We start from the raw sequence: 24,808 nt of genomic DNA on the forward strand, positions 1-24,808 counted from the left end.
CGCGAAAGCAAACACTGCAGAAGGGGAGGGCATCTGAATTGGAGGCTCTCATGAACTACAGAACCCGGAGCGTATGCGCGGCGGCCGTGGCCCTGGCGGCTTGCGGCGGTGGTGGCGGCGATGCTGGCACTCCTGTCACGACGCCCTCGAACAGCACCTCGGGCACGCTGGCTCTGAGCCTGACCGATGCGCCGGCCTGCGGCTTCGACCATGTCTATGTGACGGTGCAGAAGGTCCGCGTCAACGCCAGCGCCGACGCCGCCGAAGATGGCGCCGGCTGGACGGACCTGGTGGTGGGCCCGACACAGCGCTTTGACCTGCTGGCGCTGCAGAACGGCGTGCTCGCCAGCCTGGGCCAGGTGCCGCTCGCCGTGGGCCATTACGCGCAGCTGCGCCTAGTGCTGGCCGAGAACGGCGGCGCCACACCGCTGGCCAACTCGGTCGTTCCCACGGGCGGCAGCGAGGTCGCGCTGAAGACGCCCAGCGGCCAGCAGAGCGGCCTCAAGCTCAATGCCAGCATCGACATCGCGGCCAACCAGATGGCCGACTTCGTGCTGGATTTCGACGCCTGCAAGTCCGTCGTCACGGCCGGCAACTCGGGCCAATACCTGCTCAAGCCCGTCGTCGCCGTCGTGCCCAACTTGCTGTCGGGCGTCAGCGGCTATGTGGATGCGAGCGTCGCCTATGGCGGCACCCAGGTCAGCCTGCAACAGGGCGGCGTCGTGCTCAAGGCCACCGCGCCGGACAGCAGCGGCAAGTTCATGCTCACGCCGGTGGCACCGGGCAGCTACGACCTCGTCATCAAGTCCGCGGCCCGAGCCACCATGGTCGTGACCGGCGTGCCGGTGACGGCCAATACCGTGACGGCCGTCAGCACCAGCGTCGCGCCGCTGTCGCCCGCCCCGGCCATCGATGGCCAGACCATGGGCACGGTGATGGTGGATGGCGTTCCCAACACGGCGGCTGTCGCGGCGACGCAGAAGCTGGCCGGCGGCAGCATCGTGACCGTCGCCGAGACGATGTCGGACTCGACGACCGGCGCCTTCAAGCTGACCTTGCCCGCCGCGCCGCCCTGGGTGGCGCCCTATGCTGCGGCGCCGGCCAGCCTGGTATTTGCCGCGGACGCGACGGCCGGCCTGTCCTACTCCTTCAACGCCAGCCTCAACGGCACGGTCAAGGTCGTCGGCCCCTTGGCCGTCACGGCGGGTGGCACGCTGACGGTCAACTTCGGCTTCTAAACGGGAGTGGGCTTGAGCAGGTCCGCGATGCCGATGCGCGCGGCAAAGTCATCGCGCACCCGCTCGGCCACCTCGGTCACCGCCGCCGCGCCGTCGTCCATGAAGTCGACGACCGAGCGGAAGGGCCGCTCGCCATGCGCCAGGCCCACGACGCGCACGACCTCGTCGGCGACGGCCTGCGGGTCGGCTTCGGGCGGCATCAGCGCGGTCAGGCGGGCGCCGATCTGGTCCATCAGGCCGGCGTAACGGGCGTAGGCCGCGGCCTTGGCTTCGTCGGCTGGCTTGCCGGCGTTGGCGAAGTGGTCGGTGCCGCTGGTGAAGGCGCCGGGCACGACGATGCTGGTCTCGATGCCGAAGCGAGCCAGCTCGAAGCTCATGGTCACGGCCAGCGAGTCCATGGCCGCCTTGGCCGCGGCGTAGGGGCCGAGGAAGGGCGGGAAGCCGCCGCGCGTCGTCGTGCTGCCAATCCACAGTAGCAGGCCGCGCTGCTGTTCACGCAGCACCGGCAGGGCCGCGCGGTTGACGCGTTGGGCGCCGAGCACATTGGTGTCGAGGACGGCGCTGATCTCTTCCGGCGTGTAGGCCTCGGCCGGCCCGACGACGAGGTGGCCGGCGTTGTGCATGACGACGTCCAGGCGCCCCTGCTCGGCCACGATGGTGGCGACGGCCGCGTCGGCACTGTGCTGCGACAGCACGTCCAGCTCCACGACGCGCAGGTCCAGGCCGCGGGCAAAGCTCCAGTCACGCAGCTCGCGGGCCCTGGCCGAGTTCTTGGCCGCGACGCCGCGCATGCTGGCGTAGACGGTGTGGCCGGCGGTGGCCAGGGCAAGGGCGCTCAGCTTGCCGATGCCGCTGGAAGCACCGGTGACGAGGATGACTTGTTGTTGGTTGTTCATGATGCTGTCCTCCTTCAGACGATGCCGCCGTTGACGCGCACCGTCTGGCCGTTCACCCAGGCGCCTTGCGGCCCGGCCAGCACGCCGACCATCGCCGCGATGTCCTCGGGCTGGCCCAGGCGCTCCAGCGGCGCCATCCTGGCCAGGCGCTCGACCTGCTCGGGCGTCTTGCCGTTCAGGAACAGGTTCGTCGCCGTCGGGCCGGGTGCCACCGCATTGACGGTGATGGCCTTGCCGCGCAGCTCCTTGGCGAGGATGTTGGTCATGGTCTCGATGGCGCTCTTGGTGGCGGCGTAGACGGCATAGCCCGGCAGGGCCAGACCGATGACGCTCGTCGAGAAATTGATGATGCGGCCGCCGTGGCGCAGGCGCTTCGCGGCTTCGCGCATGGCGAGAAAGCTGCCCTTCACGTTGATGTCGAAGAGGCGGTCAAAGGTCGCGTCATCGGTGTCGGCCAGGTGGGGCAGCTCGTTGGCCATGGCGCCGGCGTTGTTGACGAGCACGTCCACGCCGCCGAAGGCCTCGGTGGCGGCGTCGAACAGCAGCCTGGCGGCGCCGGCAGCGGCCACGTCTGCCTGCACGGCGATGGCGCGGCCGCCACGCTCCACGATCGCATCGACGACCTTTTGCGCTTCAACAGCATTGCCGGCGTAGTTGACGACGACGGCGTGGCCATCGGCCGCCAGCTGCCGGGCGATCGCCGCGCCGATGCCCCGCGAGGCGCCGGTGACGATGGCGACGGGGGAAGAGGAAGAAGAAGTGGTGTTGCTCACGGGGTGCTCCAGGTCGTTGGGTTGGAAGGCAGGACCGAGGAGCGGCCCTGTGAGTTCAATGTATTGTTCGATCGCTTTCGGATAAATCAGACGAACAAGACATCACAATCCAATTCAACTAAACAATTGGAGCCAAACGGCCATGGACCGACTCGATGCGATGCGCCTGTTCGTGCGCATCGTCGACCTGGCCAGCTTCACCAAGGCCGCCGACGAACTGCAGCTGCCGCGCGCGTCCGTCAGCCTGGCCCTGCAGCAGCTGGAGGCCCGCCTGGGCGTGCGCCTGCTGAACCGCACGACGCGGCATGTCAGCCCGACGCTGGATGGCCAGGCCTATTACCTGCGTTGCCAGCAGATCCTGCAGGACGTCGGCGAGGCCGAGGACTTGTTCCGCAGCAGCCAGTTGAAGCCGCGCGGCAGGCTGCGCGTGGACATGCAGGGCAACCAGGCCCAGCGCTTCGTGCTGCCCTTCCTCGGCGACTTCCATGCCCGCTACCCCGACGTCGAGCTGGAGATCGGCCTGGGCGACCGCTTTGTCGACTTGGTGCGCGAGGGCGTGGACTGCGTGCTGCGCTCAGGCGAGCCCAAAGACTCGTCGATGGTGGGCCGGCGCGTCGCCCAACTGCGCCAGGTGACGTGTGCGAGCCGCGACTACATCGCCCGCCGCGGCCTGCCGCGCACGCTGGAGGAGTTCGCCACCCACCAGGCCGTCAACTACATCGGCAGCAGTGGCCGCGTTTTGCCCTTCGACTTCATCGTCGATGGCGAACCGATCAGCCTGGCGCTGCCCGGCCCGGTCACCGTCAGCAGCGCAACGGCCTATGGCGCCTGCTGCCTGGCCGGCCTGGGCTTCATGCAAGCGCCGCGCTACAACTTCGAGGCGGAACTGGCGAGCGGCGAGCTGGTCGAGGTGTTTGCCGACTGGCAGCCGGCGCCGCTGCCGGTGTATGTGCTCTATCCCCACGCCCGCCAGCTGTCGTCGCGGGTGCGGGTGTTTGTGGATTGGCTGGCGGAGAGGATGGCGAGCGCGAGTTGAGCGGCGGGCGAACTACTAGGATGCGTCTTGCCGGGCCGATCCTGGCGAGGAGAGCATCCCATGCCGATCTCTTGCACTCGCTCTGGTAAATGGCGCCGCTGCGTTCGCGCCGCCGCGCTGATCGCAGCCGGTCTGCTGGGCCATGCGATCAGCTTGGCCGCCGAGACGGTGGACCAAGTGATCGCCGAGGTGAAAGCCCGTGACGCTGAACTGTCCGCGGCGCATGGACGCGGCGATATGGCCACCTATCTGCAAGGCCTGTCCAAGCACTATGTCTACATCGACGTCGGCGGCCGTCGTGTCACGGCCGAGAAGCTGTCGACGCGGCGCAGCAATGACCAGCTTCGTCAGGTCGCCTCCGAGACGCTGGAAGAAGAAAGCCTGCGCGTCTCCGAAAGCGTGGTGCTGCTCAGCGGCCTCGAGCGCGCCAGCTTCACCTATTTCGGCGGGCTGCCCCGGCAGGGCAGCACCCGCTGGACGGCGCTGTGGGCGCGTGAAGACGATGGCCAGTGGCGGCTTGTCGCCGAGACCGCGACGCCGGTGACGGGTGATGGTGGCCTGCCCTTCACCGCCGCCAGGCAGCCCGAGTCGGCCGTGCGCTCCCGCCAGGGCGCATGGCTGCTGGACCTGCCTCAACCCATGCGGCTCGAGTTGAACGCCGAACGTGGAAGGCTGATCGGCACGCTGCCGGGCCAGTCGATCAAGCTGACCTTCGTGCCGGCCTCGCCCACGCATTACTACGCCCTGGAGCGTCCGTTCGAACTGCGCTTCAGTAGCGATCGGCAGAAGCTCACCCTCGTCACCTGGGGCATCGAGACGGCCGCCCGGCGCGTGGCACCCGCGCGCTGATCGTCAGCTGCCCGAACCCGCGACCGCCCTGAAAAGCCGGATCGCCGTCTCCGCGGCCGGCGCCAGCGTGCGGCCGCGCAGCCAGACGGCGTGGGCGTCCACGTAGAGGTCGCCGAAGGTCTTCACGCCGCGCAGCGGCTGCAGGCCCAGTTCGATGGCGGTGGGCAGCGCGCGAGGCAGCAGGGCCAGCATGTCGCCGTCGGCCGCCAGCCGCGCCAGCGTGGTCACGTCGTCGCATTCGACGACGACGGGCAGCTCGCCCGGGCTGGCAAAGCCCAGGCCCTGTGCGATGTAGACGAAGAGCTGCGGCGATGTGGACACGACGCCCAGCCCGAAGCGCGTCAGGTCGGCCGTCGTCGCGTGAGTCGAGTCCAGCAGCGGGTGGCCATCGCGGACGTAGACGCCGCCGCGGATCTGCGCCACGGGCGTCATGTCCAGGCGGCTGGCGTCGGTCAACATGCGGCGGTCGGCGACGAAGAACTCGATGGCTTCGTCGGCCAACAGCGTCAGCAGGCTCGGCACATTGCCGTAGCGAACGCGCGCCACGACTTGCGGCGCCTGGCGGCGCAGCTCGGCCAGCAGCGGCGGCACCAGCACGGCGGCCGGCACCGGCCCGGCGCCAAAGGCCAGTTCGCCCAGCAGGCCGCCGCGCAACAGCTCGGCGTCGCGCTCCAGGCAGTCGGCGTCGAATACAAGGCGGCGGGCGCGCTCCACCAGCGTGCGGCCGGCCGGCGTCAGCACCGCGCCCAGCGGCCCGCGCTCGAACAGGCGCAGCCCCCAATGGGCCTCGAGGGCCTGGATGCTGCGGCTGAAGGCGGCCTGGCTCAGGTGCACGCGCTCCGCTGCGGCGACGAAGCGGCCTTCGTCGGCGAGGGCGATCAAGTGGCTGAGCTGGCGCAGGTTCATATGCAGAAAACGCAATGAATGCCGGCCAATTATGCGTTGGACGAAACGCGCGGCGGCTTCCATCCTTCGCTCCCCGGCCCGCTCAGAGGCTGGAGGAGACAAGCGCCGTGGAGTTCGATTACGTGATCGTGGGCGCCGGTTCGGCCGGCTGCGTGCTCGCCGCGCGCCTGAGCGAAGGCCCCGGCGTGACGGTGGCCCTGCTGGAAACCGGCGGGCCGGACAGCAGCGTGCTCATCCACGCGCCGGCCGGCGTCGTCGCCATGGTGCCCACGCGCATCAACAACTACGCCTACCAGACCTTGCCGCAGCCGGCCTTGATGGGCCGCCGCGGCTACCAGCCGCGCGGCAGGACGCTGGGTGGCAGCAGCTCCATCAACGCCATGCTCTATGTGCGCGGCCACCGCTACGACTACGACCAGTGGGCCGGCTTCGGCAACGCCGGCTGGAGCTACGACGAGGTGCTGCCCTATTTCCGCCGCGCCGAGCACAACGAGCAGTTCGGTGACGATCCCATGCACGGCCGCGGCGGCCCGTTGAACGTGACGCTGCCGCGCAGCGCGAGCCCCATCAACCAGGCCTTCCTCGCCGCCGCGGCCCTGCAGGGCGTGCCCCAGATTGGCGATTACAACGGCGCCGAGCAGTTCGGCTCCTTCATCTACCAAGTCACGCAGCGCAACGGCGAGCGCTGCAGCGCCGCCAAGGCCTACCTGACCCCCAACCTCGGCCGGCCCAACCTCCAGGTCATCACCCACGCACAGGCGACCAAGCTGCGCCTGGCCAACGGCCGCGCGGTGGGCGTGGACTACCGGGTCGGCAACGAGACCCGCCTGCTGCGCGCGCGCCGCGAGGTCATCGTCAGCGCCGGCGCCTTCGGCTCGCCGCAGCTGCTGATGCTGTCCGGCATCGGTCCCGGCGCCCATCTGCAGCAGACCGGCATCGACGTGCAGCACGACCTGCCGGGCGTCGGCCAGAACCTGCAGGACCACATCGACTATGTGCAGACCTGGCGTTGCAGCTCGGACACGCCCACCTTCGGCGTCTCGCTGCGCGGCGGCGCGCGGCTGGCGCGGGCGGTGGGCGAATGGCGGTGCCATCGCACCGGCCTGCTGACCAGCAGCATTGCCGAGTCCGGCGCCTTCCTGCGCTCTTCGCCCGAGGTCAGCGTGCCCGACCTGCAGCTGGTCTTCGTGCTCGGCATCGTCGACGACCACGCCCGCAAGCTGCATTGGGGCCATGGCATCTCCTGCCATGTCGACGTGCTGCGCCCGCACAGCCGCGGCACGGTCGAGCTGGCCGGGCCCGACCCGCAGCGGGCACCGCGCATTGACCCACGCTTCCTCAGCGACGAGCGTGACATGCGGCTGCTGCTCAAGGGTGCCCAGATCCAGCAACGCCTCATCGAGTCCTCACCTTTCGATGGCTTGCGCGGCGACATGCTCTACCCAGTGCGCGCCGACGACACCGAGGCACTGGCCACCGACATCCGTGCCCGTGCCGACACGCAATACCACCCGGTGGGCACCTGCAAGATGGGCCCATTGGGCCGCGACCCGTTGGCCGTGGTCGACGACAGGCTGCGCGTGCACGGCATCAGCGGCCTGCGCGTCGTCGATGCGTCCGTCATGCCCACCATCGTCGGCGGCAACACCAACGCCCCGACGATCATGGTGGCCGAGAAGGCCGCCGACATGATCCGCGCCGACGCGCGGATCTGACAACAACAACGAGAGGAGACGACGATGAAGACGATGACGACGGCGCTGATGGCCGCCCTGGCCCTGGCCGCCTGCAGCCGCGAGACGGCGGCCCCCTCAGGCGATGCGAGCTCCACAACCGTGCAGGCGAACGCGCAGTTCACGCAGACCCTGCCGCTGGACGAGGCCCAGGGCTTCGAGGACGCCAAGCGCGGCCTCATCGCCCGCCCAGAGGGCAAGATCCTCGCGGCCGACGGCAGCGTGTTGATCGACTTCGACGCCTTCAAGTTCGTCGACGGTGCGGCGCCCCCGACCGTCAACCCCAGCCTGTGGCGCCACGCCAAGCTCAATGCCCAGGCGGGGCTCTTCAAGGTCGTGGACGGCGTCTACCAGCTGCGCGGCTTCGACATCGGCAACATGACGCTGATCGAGGGCAAGACCGGCTGGATCGTCATCGACGTGCTGACCTGCCGCGAGACCGCCACAGCGGCGCTGGCTTTCGCGCGCCAGCATCTCGGCAACAAACCCGTCACGGCGCTGCTGTTCTCGCACAGCCACATCGACCATTTCGGCGGCGCCCTTGGCGTGCTGACGCCCGAGCAGGTGAAGGCCGGCGTGCCCGTCATCGCTTCCGCCGGCTTCATGGAAGAAGCCACCAGCGAGAACGTCCTCGTCGGCGCCGCGATGGGCCGCCGCTCGGCCTACCAGTTCGGCAAGAACCTGGAGCGCTCGGCCAAGGGCCTGGTCGACACCGGCCTGGGCAAGGCCGTGGGCTACGGCACTTTCGGCGTGCTGGCGCCCACCGATCTCATCACCCAGCCCACCGAAGAGCGCGTGCTGGACGGCGTGCGCTTCGTCTTCCACAACGTGCCCGGCGCCGAGGCGCCGGCCGAGATGACCTTCTCGGTGCCGTCGCTCAAGCTCTATGGCGGCGCCGAGAACCTCGCGCAGACCATGCACAACCTGCTGCCCGTGCGTGGCGCCAAGGTGCGCGACGCGCTGCGCTGGGCCGGCTACATGCAGGGCGCGCTGGACCAGCTCGGCGACGCCGAGGTTTACGTCGGCCAGCACAACTGGCCGGTCTGGGGGCACGACCGCATCGCCGACTTCATCACCAAGCACCGCGACGTCTACAAATACACCCACGACCAGACCGTGCGCCTCATCAACGCCGGCCTGACGCCGGCGGAGATCGCCGACCAGATCCGCCTGCCCAAGTCACTGCAGAACCACTTCGGCGCCCGCGGCTACTACGGCGACCTGCGCCACAACGTCAAGGCCGTCTACCAGTTCTACCTGGGCGCCTACGACGGCAACCCTGCCCACCTCGACCCGCTGCCACCGGTGGATGTGGCCAGGCGCTATGTGGCCCTGGCCGGCGGCGCCGACAAGGCCGTGGCCGCCGCGCAGACCGCCTTCGACCAGGGCGACTACCGCTGGGCCGCCGAGCTGCTGAACCATGTCGTCTTCGCCGACGCCGGCAACAAGGCCGCGCGCGGGCTGCTGGCACGCGCCTACGACCAGCTCGGCTACGTGGCCGAGGCCTCCACCTGGCGCAACAGCTACCTGACGGCGGCCGCCGAGCTGCGCGGCGGTGCGCCCAAGCAAGGCGTCAACCGTGCGGCCTTTGTCGACATGCTGGCCCAGACGCCCATCGAGCGCTTCCTCGAAGCGATGGCCGCCGGCCTCAACGGTCCCGCTGCTGAAGGCAAGGACTTCAAGATCAACCTCGTGCTGACCGACACCAAGGAAAGCTATGTGCTGTGGATTGAGAACGCCGTGCTGCACCACCGGCGCGCCGAGCCGGCGGCGGATGCCAACGCGACGCTGGCGCTGACCCAGGGCTTCTTCGTCAGGATGATGGCCGGCACGGCCGGCGCCAAGGATCTGCTGATGTCCGATGACGTCAAGGTGACCGGCAGCAAGATCGATCTCGGCCGCTTCCTGAGCCTGATGGACAAGGCGACGGGCACCTTCCCCATCGTGTCGCGCTGACGCGTCCTAGTCCAGGGGCCAGGGCATGGCCTTGGGCATCTTGGTGGGGTCTTCGGGCTCCACCGCCTTAGCGCTCCTGCGCGCCGGCGCGTCGGCCTCGCGCCACCACGGCGTCGCGGGCTCGCCCCTGGCCGGCTCCACCGCTTCGCCCAGGCGCGGCATCAGCAGCTGGGCGCCCTGCCTGGGCCCCAGTTCCAGCAGCGTCTCGGCCGGTGCATCCCAGTCGTGCAAGGCCAGCGAGAAGGTGCCCCAGTGCACCGGCAGGAAGGCACCGCCGCCGAGCAGCTGGTAGGCCTTCAGCGCGTTCTCCGGCCCGAGGTGGATGTCGCCCCAGGAGGGATGGAAGGCGCCGACTTCCAGCATGACGAGGTCAAAAGGACCGAAGCGCTCGCGGATGGCCGCGTACTCGGTCGTCAGCCCCGTGTCGCCGCTGAAGAACACGCGGTGCTTCGGCGTCTCGATGACGATGGACGACCACAGCGTCGCGTTGCGGTCGGTCAGCGACCGGCCCGAGAAGTGCTGCGACGGCGCCGCGTGGATGCGCAACTCGGCGCCCGGCGCCTGCCAGTGCTCCCACCAGTCCAGCTCGACGATGCGCTCGGGCGGCACGCCCCAGGCCTCCAGGTGGGCGCCAACACCCAGTGACGTGATGAAGGGCACCTGCTGCAGCTTCACCAGCTCCTTGATGGTGCCCATGTCCAGGTGGTCGTAGTGGTCATGGGAAATGACGACGGCGTCCAGCCGGGGCAGGGCCTTCAACGCCAGCGGCACCGGCTGGAAGCGCTTGGGGCCCGCCAGCTGTGTCGGCGAGGCGCGCTTGCCCCAGACGGGGTCGGTCAGCACGCGCAGCCCGTCGATCTCGATCATCACCGTGGAGTGGCCCAGCCAGGTGGCGCGCAGGCCGGTGTCGCTGGGCTGCAGCCAGGCCTCCAGCGGGTTGACCGAAGGCAGGGTGCCAGCGGGTGTGCGGCGGCCGTCGGCGCAGATGAAGTCACCCAGCGATGGCCGCTCGGTCCGGTCACGCAAACCCAGCTGGATGGGGTGGACGTTGCGAAAGCCCTCGCCCGCCTCCGTGGCCAGGTAGCGCGGCGAGGCCCGCATGCGTTCGAGACGGGGGCCGGTGGCGCGTTTGCCGAGGGATTTCATGGCTGCAGGTGTTGGGGCAGACCTGCCGAGATGGCGCCGTGGCGCCGGCTTTCAAGGCCGTGGGCGGCGCGGGCCTTCAGGCACTGGCTGTCGCCGGGCTGCACGCTGCGGCAGGTGCTGGAGCGCTGGGCGTAGATGGCGCAGGCCACATCGCCACCCACCTCGCCGCGCAGCGCGATGCAGCGCACCGGCCGCGCCTCGGTGCCGGCCATGCAACGGTGCAGCGAGCCGACCGGCCGCGTCAGCGCCACCGGCACCGTGCCGCCGGGCGCGTCATCGGCTTCGGCCCAGTAGAAAGACACGCGGAAGACGGCACAGCAGGCGCCGCAGCGCTGGCAGTCGAAGTCCTCGTCCATCGCTTGGGGTCAGGCCTCGGCGATCGCCGCGATGGAAACCTTCAACCCCGGCACGCGAGCCGGCAGCTTGGCGCCCTGGCGGGCCGGCGGGTCGACCGGGAACCAGCGCAGGTATTCCTCGTTCATGCCCGCGAAGTCGTCCTCGTCGGCCAACACGATGGTGACGCTGACGATCCTGTCCATCGAGCTGCCCGCGGCGTCGAGGATGGCGGCTATGTTGGTCAGGCACTGGCGGGTCTGTTCCTGCACCGTGGTGCCGACGAACTGGCCGGTCTCGGGGTCGGTCGGGGCCGTGCCGGACACAAAGACCAGCCCTGCCGCCTTGACGGCCTGGCTGTAGACGGGCGGCGGCTTGGCGGCCTTGGGCGTGTAGACGATGTTGCGAGGCACGGAGTCTCCTTGTGTCAGACCGGCTGATGCTTGGTGCCGGCACCCATCGTGACGAAAAACATGCGGCTGGGCCGGAACACCTTGGCCGTGTGCCACACGCCGCGCGGCACGACGACGGCGCCGCGGTCGGTGATGCGTTGCGAAGTCATCACCCCCTCAGCCGTCTCCATCTGGAATTCGATGTCGCCGTCCAGCAGATAGACGAATTCCTCGCCATGGGGGTGCATCTCCCAGCTGCCCCAGTCGGCGTCGCAGAGGAATTCGGACACCAGCCAGTCCTTGCCCAGCGCGTCCAGGGCTTCCTGCGGCTGGGCCCAGAACGCGCGGCCGCCGGTTTCCTGGCGGATGCCGCCGGCAGCGTCGAGCAGGGCGTAGGTTTCGTCGGGCAAGAACTTCATCAGGGCGACCTCCTGGCGTCGATTGTGCGGGGCCGGTGTGCAACATGCCGCAACCGGGTGGCTTGAAAAGTGTGGGGGTGGCGGCATGTGGGACGCATGCCTTCCGTCATCAAGCTCGCTGTCCCCGCCGAACTGCTGTCCCTCGTGCGCCTGGCCCAGTTGCTGCAGGCGCTTGAAGGCCAGGACCATGCGGCGGACCCCCACCAATACCAGCTCCTCGTGCAGAAGCTAGGCGTCGAGTTGCGCGAGCACCAGGGCCACCCGGTGCTCGCCAGCCTGCTCGACCACTTCCCTGCGGCGGCTGAGGTCTACGAGAACCTGCAATACGGCCATGCCGGCCTGGTGCGGGCGCCGCTGGAGATGTCGCTCAGCTCGGAGCTGGCGACGCGCAGCCTGCTGGACCGCATCCGCGGCGGCTGACGGCCAACCGGGCTGTGATCAGCTGCTGCTGACCTCGGCCTCGAACAGATAGCCGGCCAGCGCGCGCTCCACGGCCGCGACGGCGTCCGCGCTGGCGGCCGGCAGCGTCACCGCGACCCGCATGCCGCGCCGCCCGCCCTCGCGCACCTGCACCTGCGCGTCGGCATGGCCGAGCTGCTCGTGCACGAGCTGCGTCACCAGCCGGGACGCGGCGTCGCAGCGCAGCTGCGGCTTGTAGATCTTGCCCACCGAGGTCAGCGGGATCGCGTCGATGACGTGGATGCGCTTGGGCCAGGCCGGCCGCTCGCCGATCAGCGCCTGGGCATGGGCCTGGAGTTCGTCCTCGCTCACCTGGGCACCGGGGCGCAGCGCCACATAGCAGACCGGCAGCTCGCCGGCATAGCCGTCGGGCATGCCCACCGCTGCGGCCAGCGCAACGGCGGGATGCTCGGCCAGCGCGTTCTCAATCATCAAGGGGTCGATGTTGTGGCCGCTGCGGATGATGAGGTCCTTGGCACGGCCGGCAATGTGCAGGCGGCCGGTGTCGTCTACACAGCCGAGGTCGCCGCTGTTGAGCAGGCCGTCCTCGAAGATGCCGACGTTGTGCTCGGGGTTGCGGTAGCCCGGTGAGACGTGCGGCCCTTCGACGGTGATGACGCCGATCTCGCCGCCGTCGCAGGCCTCGCCCAGCCGCCCGTCGGCCTGCAGCCGGCGCACCACCACGCGTGTGTAGGGCAGGGGCCAGCCCACCGAGCCGACGCCGCCCGGGCCGCCCACCGCGTCGATGGCGATCAGGCCCGAGGCCTCCGTCATGCCGTAGACCTCGTACAGGCCGCGGCCCGTGACCTGGCGGAAGCGCTCGCCCACCGCCAGCGGCAGCGAGGCCGCGCCGCAGAAGCCCGCGCGCACGGCGCTGATGTCGGCCCCGGCCAGTGGCGACTCGAGCACCGCGCCCACCGAGGACGGCACGGCGCCCGCCAGCGTCACGCCGTGCTGCGCCACCAGCCGCCAGAAGCCCTGCACCATGGCCGGGTTGCGCAGGCCCGAGGGCGACATGATGAGCAGGCTGACGCCGGCCATGAAGGCGCTGAGCGCACAGAAGATGGTGCCGCCGACGTGAAAGAGCGGCAGCGTGGCCGTGAGGATGTCGGTGGGCCGCAGGTCGGCCAGCACCGCGCCGCCCAGCGCCGCTACCAGCTGGCTGCGGTGGGTGTGGGCCACGAGGCGCGGTGTGCCGGTGGTGCCGCCGGTGTGGAAATAGGCCGCCACGTCGGCATCGCGGCCCGGGTTGTCGAAGACGAGGCGGTCGGCCGGCTGCGCCGCCAGCGCCGCGGGCAGGTCGATGACGCCATCCTCGGCCGGCGTGCCGGGTGGCGCCACGCGCACCAGGATCAGCCCGGGCAGCTGCTCGCGCAGGGCCAGCGCCTTCTGCCAGATGTCCAGCACCGGATGCGGCCCTAGCGCCACCAGCACCCGCGCGCCCGAGGCCTTGAGCAGTGCGGCGATGTGCCCGGGCTGCAGCAGGAAGTTGATCGGCACCGCATAGCCGGCCGTCTCGGCGCCCCACAGTGTGGCGTGGGTCTCGATCAGGCTGGGCAGCATGTAGGCCACGCCGGGCCGCGGGCCGGCCAGCGTGTGGAAGAGATTGGCGGCGCGCCGCACCAGGCCCAGCAGCTCGCGGTAGTTGACGCGCCGCGGCACCTCGTCGGGCGCGCCGGTCATCAGCTGGGTCAGCGCGGTGCGCTCGGGCCAGCATTCGGCGGCGTTGGCGAGCACGTCCAGCACGCTGCGCTCGGGCAGGCGCGCGTCCAGCGGCATCTCGGCCTCGAAACGGCGCAGGTCGTCGAGGGTGCGGATCGGGGTCACCGGCAGTTGGGCCATGCGCGCTGCTCCAGGCAATGAGACTGGCCGACGCTACCGGATCGGCCTGCGGCGGGGAACGGCAAACACCCGCGTCGACCTGATCAAGCCTAGCCGCGCCGCAACCCGATCTCGAAGACGACACCATCTTCGACATTGCGCGCCGCGATGCTGCCGCCCATCTTGGCCAGATAGGTCTTGGCGACGAACAGCCCCTGGCCCCGCCGGACGCCGTCTTCCGGTTCGGCGTCGCTGACGCCGTAGTCGAAGATGCGCGCGAGCAGGTCCGCCGCAATCTGCGCGCCCTGGTTGTGGACGTCCACGAGCGCCAGCTCGCCTTCGACGCGCAGCGTCAGCGTGATGGGCGTGCCGGCGACGCGGTAGCGGTCGGCATTGGTCAGCACGTGGGTGATGGCGTCTTCGAGCGGATATTCGTCGGCCTGCACCCAGGCCGGCTCGCCCGGCGTGTAGGCCACGTTGGCAATGCCCGCGTAGGCGGCGTTCTCGGCCACCTGCCGCAGGAAGGCGTCCAGGTCCAGCCGGCCCACGGCCAGTGTCGCGGCGGCCAGGGCTTCGCTCGGTGAGGCCTGGCCGTAAAGCACCTTGACGGCCTGCTGCATGCGCTGCACATAGCGCCGGCTCGGGTCGGCATCGCCGGCGTGCAGCAGCATCAGCGACTGCAGCGGCGACATGATCTCGTGGCCCACCGCATGCCACTGGTCGTGCTCGCGCTCGGCGCGCAGCTGCTCGCGGCGCAGGCTGTCGCGGGCGTGCTGTAGCAGGTCCGACAGGCTGCCGGCCAGGATGCCCAGCTCATCGCGGCCCCGCAGGTCGGCCACGTCCAGCGTGCCGAGCTCGAAGCGCTCGGGCGATTGCAGCTGGTGCGACAGCGCGGCGGCGCGCTTGGTCAACTTGGCGACGCGGCGGATCAGGCCCATCTCGATGATGAGCCAGGCCAGCGCAATCGCCGCCAGCATCGCGCCCACCGGCCAGGCCAGGCGGGCGGCGCTGGCGCTCAAGGTTCGGTCCAGGCCCTGCAGATCGCCGCTCAGCGTGATGTCGAAGCGGCCCGCGGGCGTCGTCACCGTGTCCCGGGCCTGCAGGGTGCGCGGCGTGGCCGGCGCGGGCAGGTGCTGGATCAAGGCCGTCAGCCACGGCGACGGCGGCGCAGCGGTCTCGTCGGCGCCCTGCAGCAGCGCGGTGACCGTGCTGCCGCGGGTGATCTTCAGCGTCTCGCCCGGCGCCAGCGTGCCGGACAGCCGCGCCAGCGTCAGCGGCGGCTGGGCCACGGCGCTGCTGCTGTCGAACAGCACCGTGCCGCCCGGGCCCAGCAGGGCCAGGCGCAGGCCGGTGCGAGACAAATCAGCCGGCGGCCATTGCGGCCCGCCGGGGCGGAACAGCGCCTCGCGAAAGGCTTCCACCGGCAGGCGGATGGACACCGTCGTGCGGCGCGCGCAGGGTTCGCTCGTGCTCAGGCACGGCCCTTCGCGCCAGACCCAGCCGCGGAAATCGCGCTGCGGCCGGGCCTTGTACGGCAGCGTCGTCGTGTTGCCGGCGTCGTTGACAGTGAAGCCGGGCAGCTGGCCGCGCTGGGCATCGATCATCTCCACGGGTGCCAGCCAATGCTGCTCGGCGCCGTCGCGCTTCAGGCTGATGTGCACGCGGTGCATGTCGGCCAGCTCCAGCGTGCCACGCTCACGCGACACCAGCGGCGGCGCATCCAGCGCGGCCACGAGATAGACGAAGCCACCGGCGTAGGCGTTGCTGCCCACCGCCGTGCACAGGCTGGCGCCGCCGGGGTATTGCAGCGCGCAGCCGGCCATCTCTACAGCGCGCTGGGCCTTGGTCGCGTCGTCGAAATCGATGGCCGCGAAAGGCAGTACCAGCGGCGCAACCCAGCCCGCGTCCACCTGGGCGGGCTCGGGGTTCATCAGCGCCAGCTGGCCGGAGGGGTGGCGCAGCTGGGCCACGATCTCGGCCAGCGACTTGGCGAAGGTCTGCTCGTAGCGCTGGGCATTGCGCTGGCGCTCCTCGTTAAGCAGGGCCAGCGCCAGGGCCAGCGTGGCCAGGGCCAGGGCGATGAAGACGAGGTGGAAGACGATGCGGTTGCGAAAGGCCGCGACGCCCAGGCGCGGCATGTCGGGCAGCTCCACCCGGCCGAGCTTCATCCGCCCGGCGCCCACCGAAAGCCGCGCATGGGGATGTTCTCGATGCCGTCAAACGTCGGGTCCACGTCCCTGAACGCGTCGCGGATGGTCGCCACGTGCTTGCGCACGTTGTCGCGGTTGCGGCCGCTCTTGACGACGTCGAACAGCTCCTCGTAGCTGACCACCTCGCCGGCGCGGGCATGCAGCGAGGCGAGGATGCGCTGGGCCGTCAGCGGCAGGTTGATGCGCTGGCCGCGCCACATCGGCGTGCGCTGCTTCAGCGGATCGAGAAGCAGGCTTTCGTCGCCGGCCTTGATGGCAGGCGTGGCCGGTTTCAGCGCCGGTTCACGCAGCCTCGCCGTGCGCAGGATGTCCAGGAAGGTCTCGATGAACTCGGCCTCATCGAAGGTCGTCTTCTGCAGGTAGTCCCAGGCGTCCAGCGCCTTCATGATGCTGCGGTAGATGGCCGCCGGCATGGCCGACACCACCAGCACCGGCGTGCCCAGGCCCTGCTTGTTGATCTCGTTGATCAGCGCCACGCCGGCATTGCGCTCGCGGCCCAGCTCGATGTCGAGCACGACGAGGTCGTAGCGCTCGCGCAGCAGGGCGGCTTCCGCCGCGTCGCGGTCCAACCATTGGTCGACGGTCAGCTCGGGGCGGGCGGCACGAATCCAGCCGGCCAGCTGCTCGCTGGTGGTGGGGTCGTCTTCGATGACGGCGATGCGGGGCATGCGGTGATTATGTGGAGGCCTGCACAGCCGGTCGCGGAAGGATTCTTCCGCTTGGCCGCCATGGCTTAGACGTGGCGGATCCAGCCCTTCAGCACTGCCTGCAGCGCGGGCAGCTTGGCCATGAAGTCGGCTGCAGAGGTGAATTCGACTTGTGCGCGGTCCTTGCCCAGCCACTTCAGCAGGCCGGTGGGGTCTGCGATCTGCAGGCCGCCTTCGGGCAACTCGCGAGCCTTGGCGCCCAGGTGCAGGATCAGGCCCAGGCCGGCCTTGCTGCGCAGATGGGTGGTGGCGAAGTAGTCGCTCGTGCGCCAGCTCGGCGCATTCCACTTGATGCCCTCGGCGATGGACGGGTCGACGGCCCGCATGGCCCGGCGCAGCGCCTCGATCTCGGCCTTGAAGGGGTGATCGAGCGCCGCCATGAACTGGTCCACGGCAGCGGTGGTGTCGGCGGTGGCCAGCTTGGGCATGGCAGGATTCTGGCGAAAAGGCCGGCGCCCGCTGCATGTCGCCTCAGCCGGCGAATGCGCCACAGAATCAGCAAGTCACCGAACTGCGACCCGCCTCCATGATCACCTGCTATCTGCGCTACGTCATCGACCCCAACAAGGCCAAGGAGTTTGAGCACTACGGCAAGCTCTGGCTGCCGCTGGTCGCGAAGTTCGGTGGCACGCACCATGGCTACTTCCTGCCGTCCGAAGGGGCCAACAACTTTGCCCTGGCCTTGTTCTCCTTTCCGTCGCTGGCGGCCTATGAGGACTACCGCAACCGCTCGCTTCAAGACCCGGAATGCCAGGCTGCCTTTGCGTATGCGAAGGAAACGCAGTGCTTCCTGAGCTACGAGCGCAGTTTCTTCAGGCCCGTCCTGACGGACGACGCCTAGGAATCCCATCCACTGACCGGAGGTGGCGCCGGCTTGGCGCCCGTCCTATGCTCAGCGCCCGGCCAGCCTTCGCATGACCGGCACGAGCGAAAGGACTGCATATGCTGAACAGCGCTCCCGTCACGACGATGCTGCCCGTGGCCGACATGGCCCGGGCCCGGGCCTTCTACGAAGGCTGCCTGGGCCTGGTGCCCGGCGGCCTGAAGCCGGATGGCAAATTCGTCTACAACGTGGCAGGCAGCACGCTGGCGCTCTTCCCCAAGCCAGGCGGCACCAAGGCCGATCACACAGCCATCAGCTTCAAGGTGGACGACATCGCCACCAGCATCGCCGAGCTCCAGCGCGCCGGTGTCGTGTTCGAGGACTACGACTACCCGGACTTCAAGACCGTCGACCACGTCTGCGTTCTCGGCTCCGAGAAGGCGGCGTGGTTCAAGGACACGGAGGGCAATTACCTCTGCATCCACGAGGATCTGGCTTAGCCGCCAATCACGCCACAGCCCATGCGTGCACCACCGCCGCCCAGCGGCATCGGATGGTCAGCGTGGTTGTCGCCGCCGGCGTGAACCATCAATGCATGGCCTTTGACATCGGCCAGCTTGAGACGCGGGCCCAGAACGGGCGAAGTGGCCGTGCCGTCGGCGGCCGCGTAGAGCGGCGGCAGGTCGCCCAGGTGGCCATCGCCCCAGGGCTCGCCATGCTTCTTCGTACCCTGCGGGTCGAGGTGGCCGCCGGCGGCACCGGCCGGCACGACGGCGCCGTTGCTCTCGGCGGGCGCGCAGGAGGGCTTCTCGTGGACATGGAAGCCATGCAGGCCGGGCGGCAGGCCCTTCAGCTGGGGATAGAAGGCCAGGCCATAGGGCGTCTCGACGATGCGAACGGTGCCGAGGGCGGCGCCGTCGCCCTGCTTTTCGGCCAGGTTGAGGGTCACGGTGGCTTCGGCGGCCACGGCCAGCGAGCTGGCAAGCAGGCAGGCGCCGGCGATGAACAGGCTTTTCATGAGGTCTCCTTGGTAGGTTGCCAAGCGTAGGCACTGGCTCACGGCGTTCGAATGTGACATGTACCGGCTTGACGGTACATGTCGTCTGCGTTGAGGGGATGGCCCACGAAGGTGGATGCTGACATGTCCGGAAGATTCCTTCCATGACGTCGGAAGACACTCACCGCGCCTCGCTCTCGTCCCTTCCCGCATGACTGGGAACCATGGCCGCCATGCATCGAACACCGATGCACATCGCCCAAGGAACCCTCACCATGCTGCAACGCCTCAAGATCCTCACCGCCTCCCTCCGCCACGCTTTCAGCCGCGGAGCCAGCCGCGACCTTGAAGCCACGCCCACGGCCGCCCGTTCGCTGCGTCGCGCCCTGCCGCCGCTGCTCATCCTGACGGCCGTGACCGGCGTTGGCTATGCGGTCGTCACCCACCCGCCCTTGCAGGCCGTGCCCCATGGCCAGGCGGCGCTGCGCACCAACCAGTTCAGCGGCGGCACCAGCGAGTTCCGCGACGGCAGCTACGTGCGCATCCCCGGCCTGCACGAGGTGCGTCTGTTCCCGCTGCGCGATCAGAGCTACCACCCCGCCGCCATCGCCCGGGCCGGCGGCCCGGCGCCGTTGCAGTCGGTGGAAGGCCTGTCCCTGGGCCTGGACATGAACGTGCGCTGGGCGGTCGACACGACCCGCCTGGCCGAGCTGTCGCGCAAGCTGCCCGACGACATCGAGGCAGACGTCATCGCGCCGGCCGTGCAGGCCGTCGTCTACAAGCAGATTGCCAAGCGCACCGTGCGCGAGATCTTCTCCAGCCAGCGCGCCGAGATCGCCGCGGCGCTGGAGGCCGAGTTGCGCGCCAAGCTGGCCGGCGACGGCATCGTGCTCAAGGGCGTGCAGATCGGCTCCGTGGACCTGCCGCCCGACTACCGCCGCGGCATGGACAGTTTGCTGGCCGACAGCCTGGCCAGTGAGCGCATGCGCTACACGCTGGAGATCGCCGACAAGAAGGTCAAGGAGACTGAGCTGACCGCCGCCGCCGACAAGGTGCGCCGCGAGACGGCTGCCGAGGCCGCCGGCCGCGAGCAGATCATTGCGGCCAAGGCCCAGGAAGAGGCCATGAAGCATGTGCTGCCCTTCAAGCAGAAGCAGATCGAGCAGCGGGCCCTTGAAGCCCAGGCCGACAGCGCCGCGCGCATCCAGCAGGCCGAAGGCCAGGCCAAGGCACGCCGCATCGAGGTCGACGCCGAGGCCTCTGCGCGCCAGAAGCTGGCCGATGCCGAGGCCTACCGCCTGGGCCAGGTGGGCAAGGCCAATGCCAGCCAGATGGCCGCGGAAGGAGCGCTGCTGACCCGCCATCCGCTGCTGGTGCAGAAGGCCATGGTCGACAAGCTGTCGGACAAGGTGCAGGTCATCATCGCCCCGCCCGGTTCGGGCGGCTTCATCGGCAGTGCGCTGCTTGGCGGCAACTCGCCCAAGGCCGCGGTCGCCGAAGGCAACGGCGAAGCGATGGTGAAGGAGTAAGCCATCATGCGTCGCATTGCCCTGATCGTCGTGGCCGCCGCGGTCGCTGCCGTCGTCATGACGAGCGCCAACGCCACCGACTTGCTTTCATTCCCTCGGGCCGGCCTCGTGGTGCAGGACGCCCCGCTGCGCGGTGCGCCGCGCGACACCGCTTCGCTGCAAGCCCAGATGGCGCGCGGCGAGGCGCTGGAGATCCGCGCCGAGCGTGGCGACCACTGGCAGGTCTGGGACTACCGCCGCGAGCGCGGTGGCTGGCTGCGCAAGGGCCAGGTCCTGGTCATGCCGCGTGGCGATGGCGCCAGCGCCGAGGTCCTCGCTCAACTTCGACTGGCCCGCCAGCAATGGGGCACCGAGGGCCTGGGCCTGGGCCTGACCGCGGCCTATGTGCAGCTGGCCACGCCGGCCGAGTTCGCCGGCCCCGGCGGCGCCGAGGTGCTGGATGCGATGGGCACTTTCGCCGAGCGCATCGCCGACCGCGCGTCGCAGCCGGCCGCCAGGCCGGCCGAGGGCCAGCTGGCCGCTCAGATGGACGTGGCGGCGCGCTACGGCCTGAAGTTCGAGTCCTTCGACGTGGAAGAGGGTCGCGTGCAGGTCTGCTACGACGGCGAGGCCTTCCGCCGCCTGCTCGTCACCGCCGCCACGCCCGAGCAGCGCGTGCATGCGGTGCTCGCACTCACGCGGCCCGACTGCCTGAACCCACGTGCCACGCCGCGCGAGGCCGAGGCGCGTGACCAATGGCGCCAGCAGGTGCTGGCCCAGGTGGATGCGGCCGCGCTGCCCGTGCACTGGAAGAACCGCCTGCAGATGCGCCGTGCTAGCGTCGCCGCCAGCCTTGCCTTTGCCCAGGCGCGCCGCGGTGCGGGGGGCGAGGCCGTGCCGGCCCTGGCCGAGTTTGCCGGCATCACGCCGACCGAGCTGACCGAGGACGACCAGGCCGCCTATGCCGACGCCGCCATGCGCGTGAACGCGGCGCGCTGGCTGGGCACGGCCGCCACGGCACGTGACTTCGGCGCCGTGCAGCTCACGCTGCTGCCGGGTGCCGACGGCGAGCGCTGCGTCGAACTGAAGGAAGGCGGTAAGCTGGCCGCGCGCCGCTGCAGCTATGGCCAGATTGCGCTGGCCTCGGCCTCGCTGAACCGCGAGGGTCGCGCGCTGACCCTGGCCGCCCAGCCGCTGGATGGCTGGCGCGAACTGTGGGTGTTCTTGAAGGAGCCGGGCAGGAACGGCGGCTGGCGCATCGAGGTCATGCCACCGGCTCCGGCCCAGCCGGGCCTGGGCGTGGCCGAGTTCGCCGGCTGGGTACCGGGCGGTGCGCAGATGCTGCTGGCCCGCGAGTTCCGCGCCGAGGGCAAGTACCGCCGCAGCTTCGAGGTCGTGTCGCTCAGCAACCTGGCGACCGAACGCCAGTCCAGCGAGCCGGCATTGATGGGCGCCTTCCAGCGCTGGGCCGACCCCGCCTGGCGGGGCAGCTCGCCGATGCGGCGTTGAGCGAAACCTCGCTGGCGCTTCGGCTGTGGCTCATGACGCCGTTCAACCCAACTGCCAGGAATGAGATTCGACAGGCGCCAGAATGCCGGCCTGTTGCCACGGACTGCGGAACCCGACCATGCCCCAGATGCTGCTCATCGTCGAACCCACGGGCCAGCGCGCCGAACGCGGCCGCGTTGCCGGCGAGGCTGTCTACCAGCGCATGCTGGACTTCACCGCCGAACTCAAGGAAACCGGCCTGCTGCTGGGCACCAACTCCCTAGGCACGGCGGCCAAGCGCTACGCCAAGCGCGGCGGCGACGCCCAGATCTGGGACGGCCCGTTTGCCGAGGCCAAGGAGATGGTGGGCGGGTATTTCCTGCTCGACACCGAAGACCCTGCCGTCGCGATGGCCTGGGCCGAGCGCTGCCCGGCCGCCGAATGGGCCACCGTGGAGATCCGCGGTGTCGGCCCCTGCTATATGTGAGCCCCTCGTCCAGTCGCGCCTCGCTGAACGAGGGCGCACCCGACCGGTCCCCCGGTGGGCCGGCTCGGCGAACTGGAGTCGGACACAAGCAGTCCCTGCGGACTGCTTGTGCCTACGACAGGCCATGGGCCTCTGGCCCATGGCAGCCCAGCGCTCGGCCCGGATAGCCCCAATTTCGAAATATCAGTAGTTTCCCGAGGCTTGTCGAAACCGGGTCGCATGGATCGTCGTGGAGATGAAGGCAGCAAAACGAGCGCTGTCTCAGCCACCCAGGAGACCCGCCATGCGATTCATGATCCAAGTCCGCGCCCGAGCCACCAGCGAGCGCGGTGACCCGCCCGGCCCCGAATACGCCAAGCTGTTCGAGGAGATGGGCGCCTTCCACGAGGAGATGGCGCGCGCCGGCGTGCTGCTGGACGGTGCCGGCCTGCGCCCGAGCCGTGACGGCTGGCGCCAGCACTACGGCAAGGACGGCAGCCGCACCATCATCGACGGCCCCTTCGCCGAGACCAAGGAGCTGATCGCCGGCTACACGCTGATCCAGGTGCGTTCCGTCGAGGAGGCGCGTGCCTGGGCCAGCCGCTTCCCGCAGCCCTTCCTCAGCGAGGACTGCGAGATCGAAGTGCGCCGTCTCTATGAAGACGCCGACTTCGCCCCCGGCGGCGACATGGCCATCCGTGCCGAATAAGGAGAGCACCATGAGCAACCTCTCCATCATCCTGATCTGCCTGGGTGTCGCCCTGGTGCTGCTGCTGGCCTACGCCGCCACCCGCCCCGACGAGTTCCGCGTCGAGCGCCGCGCCCGCATCGCCGCCCCGGCCGACAAGGTCTGGCCCCTGGTCAGCGAGCTGCGCGCCTTCAACCGCTGGAACCCCTATGAACGCAAGGACCCGCTGATCAAGAGCGCCTACAGCGGCGCCTCGAGCGGCATCGGCTCCCGCTATGACTGGGACAGCAAGGAGGTCGGCAGCGGCAGCCTGGAGATCGTCAGCCAGCAGCCCGGCCGCGCGGTGCAGATGAAGCTGGATTTCGTGAAGCCCTTCGAGGCCCACAACCAGGCCGAGTTCGCCCTGCAGCCCACGCCCGACGGCGCCACCGAGGTGCGCTGGGCCATGCACGGCCCCGCCAACTTCATCAGCAAGTTGATGGGCGTGTTCATCGACATGGACAAGATGGTGGGCCGCGACTTCGAGGCCGGCCTGCAGAACCTGCGCCAGCTTGCGGAAGGCCCCAAGTCATGAAGGATCTCGACTTCAGCATCGACATCGCCGCCCCGGTGGCGCGGGTCTGGGACTGCATGTTCGACCCCACCGCCTACCGCGACTGGACCCGCGCCTTCGCCGAGGGTTCCTATTACGAAGGCGTCTGGGCGGCGGGCCGGCGCATCCGCTTCCTCGACCCCAAGGGTTTTGGCATGGAGGCCGTCGTCGACGAATGCGTCCTGCACGAGCGGCTGTCGCTGCGCCTGGTCGGCGAGATCAAGGACGGCCGTCCGCTGCCCGACAGCCGCCTGCACGATGAGCCCGCGCATGAGCGCTACGTCTTCAGCGCCACGCCCGCCGGCACGCAGTTGACGGTGCACCTGCAAAGCTGGGACGACGGCTTCACCGACTTTCTCCAGACCACCTGGCCGCAGGCGCTGCGCCGCCTCAAGGCCCTGGCCGAATCCATTCACTGAAAGGAATCATCATGCAGATCAAGATTTCCTCCGTCATGGTCGACGACCAGGACAAGGCCCTGGCCTTCTACACGGGCAAGCTCGGCTTCACCAAGATGGCCGACATCCCGATGGGCCCGACCTACCGCTGGCTGACCGTCGTGTCGCCCGAGGGCATCGCCGGGGTCGAGCTGGCCCTGGAGCCCATGGGCTTCGCGCCGGCCAAGGTCTACCAGAAGGCCTTGTACGACGCCAACATCCCGGCCACCGCCTTCGTCACCGACGACGTCGAGGCCGAGGCGCGCAAGCTGCGCGAGCGCGGCGTCGTCGTGCGCGGCGAGCCCGAGAACATGGGGCCGATCAAGGCCGTCATGTTCGAGGACGGCTGCGGCAACCTCATCCACCTCGTCCAACCCCTGATCAAACCCGAGTGAGCATCACCATGCACAAGCAGATCTACGTCAACATGCCCGTCAAGGACCTGGCCAAGAGCAAGGCCTTCTTCGAGGCCGTGGGCTACAAGTTCAACCCTCAGTTCACCAACGACAAGGGCGCCGGCATGGAGCTGGGCGAGAACCTCTACGCCATGCTGCTGGCCGAGGACTTCGCCAGGACCTTCACCCCCAAGGCGTTCCCGGACGCCAAGACCGCCACGACGGGCTGGGTGTGCCTGAGCTGCGAGAGCCGCGAGGAGGTCGATGCCCTGGTCGCGAAGGCCAAGGCCGCCGGCGGCAACATCCCGAGCGAGGCGCAGGACCATGGCTTCATGTACGGCCATGGCTTCGAGGACCTGGACGGCCACCACTGGGAACTCGTCCACATGACCGGCATGCCGCCTCAGGGATGAAGCCCCTCGTCCAGTCGCGCTCGCTGAACGCGGGCGCACCTGGCCGGTCCCCCTGGGGGACGGCGATGCTTGGCGGCTCGACCGCCAAGCACATCGCCTGCCGGGCCGGCTTGGGGCGGCCCGGCGC

General features: G+C 69.6%; 28 protein-coding genes. 16 read left to right on the forward strand and 12 right to left on the reverse strand.

Annotated elements, in window-relative coordinates; genetic code table 11:
* Positions 1 to 50: 50 nt before the first annotated feature.
* Positions 51 to 1,238: a DUF4382 domain-containing protein gene (locus ASC95_RS09655; protein WP_057297526.1), complete on the forward strand. Its 1,188-nt coding sequence runs from the start codon at positions 51 to 53 to the stop codon at positions 1,236 to 1,238.
* Here the strand turns inward: ASC95_RS09655 and ASC95_RS09660 are convergent.
* Both ASC95_RS09660 and ASC95_RS09665 read right to left on the reverse strand, forming a co-directional pair.
* Positions 1,235 to 2,134: an SDR family oxidoreductase gene (locus tag ASC95_RS09660; protein WP_057297527.1), complete on the reverse strand. Its 900-nt coding sequence runs from the start codon at positions 2,132 to 2,134 to the stop codon at positions 1,235 to 1,237. The two genes, ASC95_RS09655 and ASC95_RS09660, sit on opposite strands and share 4 nt — an antisense overlap.
* A gap of 14 nt (positions 2,135 to 2,148) precedes the next feature.
* Entirely contained in the window at positions 2,149 to 2,907 is a 759-nt protein-coding gene (locus tag ASC95_RS09665) for an SDR family oxidoreductase (RefSeq protein WP_235537858.1), read from the reverse strand.
* 142 nt (positions 2,908 to 3,049) lie between these two features.
* Between ASC95_RS09665 and ASC95_RS09670 the strand changes: the two genes are divergently transcribed.
* Entirely contained in the window at positions 3,050 to 3,943 is an 894-nt protein-coding gene (locus ASC95_RS09670; protein WP_057297529.1) for a LysR family transcriptional regulator, read from the forward strand.
* A 60-nt stretch (positions 3,944 to 4,003) separates the two neighbouring features.
* Entirely contained in the window at positions 4,004 to 4,792 is a 789-nt protein-coding gene (locus ASC95_RS09675; protein ID WP_057297530.1) for a DUF4440 domain-containing protein, read from the forward strand.
* Positions 4,793 to 4,795: 3 nt separating this feature from the next.
* Here the strand turns inward: ASC95_RS09675 and ASC95_RS09680 are convergent, their stop codons facing one another.
* Positions 4,796 to 5,713: a LysR family transcriptional regulator gene (locus ASC95_RS09680; RefSeq protein WP_162250749.1), complete on the reverse strand. Its 918-nt coding sequence runs from the start codon at positions 5,711 to 5,713 to the stop codon at positions 4,796 to 4,798.
* Positions 5,714 to 5,805: 92 nt separating this feature from the next.
* Here ASC95_RS09680 and ASC95_RS09685 point away from each other — a divergent pair, with 92 nt between their 5' ends.
* Both ASC95_RS09685 and ASC95_RS09690 read left to right on the forward strand, forming a co-directional pair.
* Complete coding sequence (locus ASC95_RS09685) at positions 5,806 to 7,413, forward strand: GMC family oxidoreductase (RefSeq protein ID WP_057297531.1); 1,608 nt, start codon at positions 5,806 to 5,808, stop codon at positions 7,411 to 7,413.
* A 24-nt stretch (positions 7,414 to 7,437) separates the two neighbouring features.
* On the forward strand, positions 7,438 to 9,387 hold the full coding sequence (locus ASC95_RS09690; protein ID WP_057297532.1) for an alkyl/aryl-sulfatase: 1,950 nt from the start codon (positions 7,438 to 7,440) through the stop codon (positions 9,385 to 9,387).
* A gap of 6 nt (positions 9,388 to 9,393) precedes the next feature.
* On the opposite strand, the gene ASC95_RS09695 is transcribed toward ASC95_RS09690, so the two are convergent.
* Genes ASC95_RS09695 through ASC95_RS09710 form a run of 4 tightly spaced genes read right to left on the reverse strand, consistent with a single transcriptional unit; the run spans position 9,394 to position 11,677 of the window.
* A complete protein-coding gene (locus ASC95_RS09695; RefSeq protein WP_057297533.1) occupies positions 9,394 to 10,533 on the reverse strand; it encodes an MBL fold metallo-hydrolase in 1,140 nt (379 codons plus the stop codon).
* Positions 10,530 to 10,889 (reverse strand): YkgJ family cysteine cluster protein, encoded by a 360-nt coding sequence (locus ASC95_RS09700; protein ID WP_057297534.1) that lies wholly within the window; start codon positions 10,887 to 10,889, stop codon positions 10,530 to 10,532. Before ASC95_RS09700 ends, ASC95_RS09695 begins: the two co-directional genes overlap by 4 nt.
* Before the next feature lie 9 nt (positions 10,890 to 10,898).
* Entirely contained in the window at positions 10,899 to 11,279 is a 381-nt protein-coding gene (locus tag ASC95_RS09705; RefSeq protein ID WP_057297535.1) for a RidA family protein, read from the reverse strand.
* A 14-nt stretch (positions 11,280 to 11,293) separates the two neighbouring features.
* Positions 11,294 to 11,677 carry a cupin gene (locus tag ASC95_RS09710; RefSeq protein ID WP_057297536.1) on the reverse strand — a complete coding sequence of 128 codons (384 nt, stop codon included), beginning with the start codon at positions 11,675 to 11,677 and terminating at the stop codon, positions 11,294 to 11,296.
* Between the two features lie 96 nt (positions 11,678 to 11,773).
* On the opposite strand from ASC95_RS09710, the gene ASC95_RS09715 reads away from it, so the two are divergent.
* Entirely contained in the window at positions 11,774 to 12,097 is a 324-nt protein-coding gene (locus ASC95_RS09715) for a hypothetical protein (RefSeq protein WP_057297537.1), read from the forward strand.
* Positions 12,098 to 12,115: 18 nt separating this feature from the next.
* Here ASC95_RS09715 and ASC95_RS09720 read toward each other — a convergent pair whose 3' ends face one another.
* The 4 genes from ASC95_RS09720 to ASC95_RS09735 all read right to left on the reverse strand — a co-directional run bounded on the left by ASC95_RS09720 (position 12,116) and on the right by ASC95_RS09735 (position 17,302).
* Positions 12,116 to 13,978, reverse strand: a complete 1,863-nt coding sequence (locus ASC95_RS09720; protein WP_057297538.1) for an AMP-binding protein — start codon at positions 13,976 to 13,978, stop codon at positions 12,116 to 12,118.
* Positions 13,979 to 14,067: 89 nt separating this feature from the next.
* Entirely contained in the window at positions 14,068 to 16,125 is a 2,058-nt protein-coding gene (locus ASC95_RS09725; RefSeq protein ID WP_057297539.1) for a HAMP domain-containing sensor histidine kinase, read from the reverse strand.
* Entirely contained in the window at positions 16,122 to 16,835 is a 714-nt protein-coding gene (locus ASC95_RS09730) for a response regulator transcription factor (protein ID WP_057297540.1), read from the reverse strand. Before ASC95_RS09730 ends, ASC95_RS09725 begins: the two co-directional genes overlap by 4 nt.
* Before the next feature lie 65 nt (positions 16,836 to 16,900).
* Positions 16,901 to 17,302 (reverse strand): DUF1801 domain-containing protein, encoded by a 402-nt coding sequence (locus ASC95_RS09735; RefSeq protein ID WP_057297541.1) that lies wholly within the window; start codon positions 17,300 to 17,302, stop codon positions 16,901 to 16,903.
* A gap of 98 nt (positions 17,303 to 17,400) precedes the next feature.
* Between ASC95_RS09735 and ASC95_RS09740 the strand changes: the two genes are divergently transcribed.
* Positions 17,401 to 17,715, forward strand: coding sequence for an NIPSNAP family protein (locus ASC95_RS09740; protein ID WP_057297542.1), 315 nt, complete (start codon positions 17,401 to 17,403; stop codon positions 17,713 to 17,715).
* 101 nt (positions 17,716 to 17,816) lie between these two features.
* Positions 17,817 to 18,197 (forward strand): VOC family protein, encoded by a 381-nt coding sequence (locus ASC95_RS09745; RefSeq protein WP_057297543.1) that lies wholly within the window; start codon positions 17,817 to 17,819, stop codon positions 18,195 to 18,197.
* Here the strand turns inward: ASC95_RS09745 and sodC are convergent.
* Positions 18,194 to 18,715: a superoxide dismutase family protein gene (gene sodC, locus ASC95_RS09750; protein WP_057297544.1), complete on the reverse strand. Its 522-nt coding sequence runs from the start codon at positions 18,713 to 18,715 to the stop codon at positions 18,194 to 18,196. The genes ASC95_RS09745 and sodC overlap by 4 nt on opposite strands.
* A gap of 254 nt (positions 18,716 to 18,969) precedes the next feature.
* Here sodC and ASC95_RS09755 point away from each other — a divergent pair, with 254 nt between their 5' ends.
* From ASC95_RS09755 to ASC95_RS09790, 8 genes are all read left to right on the forward strand, one after another.
* Positions 18,970 to 20,223, forward strand: coding sequence for an SPFH domain-containing protein (locus ASC95_RS09755; protein ID WP_235537859.1), 1,254 nt, complete (start codon positions 18,970 to 18,972; stop codon positions 20,221 to 20,223).
* A 6-nt stretch (positions 20,224 to 20,229) separates the two neighbouring features.
* Positions 20,230 to 21,711: a hypothetical protein gene (locus ASC95_RS09760; RefSeq protein ID WP_235537860.1), complete on the forward strand. Its 1,482-nt coding sequence runs from the start codon at positions 20,230 to 20,232 to the stop codon at positions 21,709 to 21,711.
* 118 nt (positions 21,712 to 21,829) lie between these two features.
* Positions 21,830 to 22,177, forward strand: a complete 348-nt coding sequence (locus ASC95_RS09765; RefSeq protein ID WP_057297546.1) for a YciI family protein — start codon at positions 21,830 to 21,832, stop codon at positions 22,175 to 22,177.
* Between the two features lie 283 nt (positions 22,178 to 22,460).
* The gene (locus ASC95_RS09770; protein WP_057297547.1) at positions 22,461 to 22,865 is read left to right on the forward strand and encodes a YciI family protein; all 405 of its coding nucleotides are present in this window, start codon (positions 22,461 to 22,463) and stop codon (positions 22,863 to 22,865) included.
* A gap of 10 nt (positions 22,866 to 22,875) precedes the next feature.
* The gene (locus tag ASC95_RS09775) at positions 22,876 to 23,418 is read left to right on the forward strand and encodes an SRPBCC family protein (RefSeq protein ID WP_057297548.1); all 543 of its coding nucleotides are present in this window, start codon (positions 22,876 to 22,878) and stop codon (positions 23,416 to 23,418) included.
* Complete coding sequence (locus tag ASC95_RS09780; RefSeq protein ID WP_057297549.1) at positions 23,415 to 23,855, forward strand: SRPBCC domain-containing protein; 441 nt, start codon at positions 23,415 to 23,417, stop codon at positions 23,853 to 23,855. Before ASC95_RS09775 ends, ASC95_RS09780 begins: the two co-directional genes overlap by 4 nt.
* An 11-nt stretch (positions 23,856 to 23,866) precedes the next feature.
* Positions 23,867 to 24,268: a VOC family protein gene (locus ASC95_RS09785; protein WP_057297550.1), complete on the forward strand. Its 402-nt coding sequence runs from the start codon at positions 23,867 to 23,869 to the stop codon at positions 24,266 to 24,268.
* A gap of 8 nt (positions 24,269 to 24,276) precedes the next feature.
* Positions 24,277 to 24,681: a VOC family protein gene (locus ASC95_RS09790; RefSeq protein WP_057298309.1), complete on the forward strand. Its 405-nt coding sequence runs from the start codon at positions 24,277 to 24,279 to the stop codon at positions 24,679 to 24,681.
* Positions 24,682 to 24,808 lie beyond the last annotated feature (127 nt).

The organism is Pelomonas sp. Root1217, assembly GCF_001425705.1.
In the GTDB taxonomy this organism is placed as follows: domain Bacteria; phylum Pseudomonadota; class Gammaproteobacteria; order Burkholderiales; family Burkholderiaceae_C; genus Pelomonas.

Coding starts and splice junctions, on each gene's coding strand:
- ASC95_RS09655 (WP_057297526.1), top strand. CDS start 51: ATGAACTACAGAACCCGGAGCGTATGCGCGGCGGCCGTGGCCCTGGCG.
- ASC95_RS09660 (WP_057297527.1), bottom strand. CDS start 2,134: ATGAACAACCAACAACAAGTCATCCTCGTCACCGGTGCTTCCAGCGGC.
- ASC95_RS09670 (WP_057297529.1), top strand. CDS start 3,050: ATGGACCGACTCGATGCGATGCGCCTGTTCGTGCGCATCGTCGACCTG.
- ASC95_RS09675 (WP_057297530.1), top strand. CDS start 4,004: ATGCCGATCTCTTGCACTCGCTCTGGTAAATGGCGCCGCTGCGTTCGC.
- ASC95_RS09690 (WP_057297532.1), top strand. CDS start 7,438: ATGAAGACGATGACGACGGCGCTGATGGCCGCCCTGGCCCTGGCCGCC.
- ASC95_RS09695 (WP_057297533.1), bottom strand. CDS start 10,533: ATGAAATCCCTCGGCAAACGCGCCACCGGCCCCCGTCTCGAACGCATG.
- ASC95_RS09700 (WP_057297534.1), bottom strand. CDS start 10,889: ATGGACGAGGACTTCGACTGCCAGCGCTGCGGCGCCTGCTGTGCCGTC.
- ASC95_RS09710 (WP_057297536.1), bottom strand. CDS start 11,677: ATGAAGTTCTTGCCCGACGAAACCTACGCCCTGCTCGACGCTGCCGGC.
- ASC95_RS09715 (WP_057297537.1), top strand. CDS start 11,774: ATGCCTTCCGTCATCAAGCTCGCTGTCCCCGCCGAACTGCTGTCCCTC.
- ASC95_RS09720 (WP_057297538.1), bottom strand. CDS start 13,978: ATGGCCCAACTGCCGGTGACCCCGATCCGCACCCTCGACGACCTGCGC.
- ASC95_RS09725 (WP_057297539.1), bottom strand. CDS start 16,125: ATGAAGCTCGGCCGGGTGGAGCTGCCCGACATGCCGCGCCTGGGCGTC.
- ASC95_RS09730 (WP_057297540.1), bottom strand. CDS start 16,835: ATGCCCCGCATCGCCGTCATCGAAGACGACCCCACCACCAGCGAGCAG.
- ASC95_RS09735 (WP_057297541.1), bottom strand. CDS start 17,302: ATGCCCAAGCTGGCCACCGCCGACACCACCGCTGCCGTGGACCAGTTC.
- ASC95_RS09740 (WP_057297542.1), top strand. CDS start 17,401: ATGATCACCTGCTATCTGCGCTACGTCATCGACCCCAACAAGGCCAAG.
- ASC95_RS09745 (WP_057297543.1), top strand. CDS start 17,817: ATGCTGAACAGCGCTCCCGTCACGACGATGCTGCCCGTGGCCGACATG.
- sodC (WP_057297544.1), bottom strand. CDS start 18,715: ATGAAAAGCCTGTTCATCGCCGGCGCCTGCCTGCTTGCCAGCTCGCTG.
- ASC95_RS09755 (WP_235537859.1), top strand. CDS start 18,970: ATGCTGCAACGCCTCAAGATCCTCACCGCCTCCCTCCGCCACGCTTTC.
- ASC95_RS09760 (WP_235537860.1), top strand. CDS start 20,230: ATGCGTCGCATTGCCCTGATCGTCGTGGCCGCCGCGGTCGCTGCCGTC.
- ASC95_RS09765 (WP_057297546.1), top strand. CDS start 21,830: ATGCCCCAGATGCTGCTCATCGTCGAACCCACGGGCCAGCGCGCCGAA.
- ASC95_RS09770 (WP_057297547.1), top strand. CDS start 22,461: ATGCGATTCATGATCCAAGTCCGCGCCCGAGCCACCAGCGAGCGCGGT.
- ASC95_RS09775 (WP_057297548.1), top strand. CDS start 22,876: ATGAGCAACCTCTCCATCATCCTGATCTGCCTGGGTGTCGCCCTGGTG.
- ASC95_RS09780 (WP_057297549.1), top strand. CDS start 23,415: ATGAAGGATCTCGACTTCAGCATCGACATCGCCGCCCCGGTGGCGCGG.
- ASC95_RS09785 (WP_057297550.1), top strand. CDS start 23,867: ATGCAGATCAAGATTTCCTCCGTCATGGTCGACGACCAGGACAAGGCC.
- ASC95_RS09790 (WP_057298309.1), top strand. CDS start 24,277: ATGCACAAGCAGATCTACGTCAACATGCCCGTCAAGGACCTGGCCAAG.